This is a genomic window from Mesorhizobium sp. M0045 (genome assembly GCF_040323385.1).
GTDB lineage: Bacteria > Pseudomonadota > Alphaproteobacteria > Rhizobiales > Rhizobiaceae > Mesorhizobium.
On sequence record NZ_JAMYUY010000073.1, the window covers coordinates 1 to 711 of the forward strand.

The 711-nt window shown below is 43.9% G+C and carries 1 protein-coding gene; it reads right to left on the reverse strand.

The window, feature by feature from the left end; genetic code table 11:
• Positions 1-505: 505 nt before the first annotated feature.
• The coding region (locus tag NKJ72_RS30925) for a hypothetical protein (protein WP_352480803.1) at positions 506-711 on the reverse strand (206 nt) is incomplete at its 5' end.

Sequence of the window (711 nt, forward strand, 5' to 3'; positions counted from 1 at the left end):
ATCCAATATTCCTTTGTCTCATTCGATAGCGCCCGGGGATTGCCTACTAGAGGGTGTATATTAGCGCCAAATCACATACCTGCAGGCGCTGATAGAATGATTGATCGGCGGCAGGATTGTCACGTTACGGCGAAAAATATACTTACGGATAGTTTGACGTTACGGAATAGAAGCAAACTTTGATCGCAGTGATGCTCACGATGATTTCGGGGTTTATTGTTGCAGATAGGTAGGATATATTATATTTTGTAAGCAAATATAAAAGATGACGTGGTCGTTGCAGTTTAAAAAGAAATGATTTTTATTAAAATTAGTTTGAACTTTCCAAATGACACTGGAGTAGGCACACTAAGTATACTTAGTATATGAAGAATAGCGACAAAAAAACTAATGTTTTGATTTATTAAAGTCTCAAACTATGGGGGGACGCACTCCGAGCCACGGCAGAAAAACCCCTTTTCTCACAAGATGCATTTACCTGACAGCCAATTGAGCCGACATTAAGCTAAGATGCCAGCTCCATCGCGCTCTCTGCCGGAGACAGCAATTTGTTGTGGACAGACGCCGCAGGTGCCAGTCCGCGAAAGGTGTCTGCAACTGAGATTACGACTCGGGAGATCGTCAGAATTGAGCGGCCCGAGACATAGGTGACGATTTGTACCGGACACATAGGTAACACTTTTCGGTTTTTGCCGGGAGGTGTTGATGCCG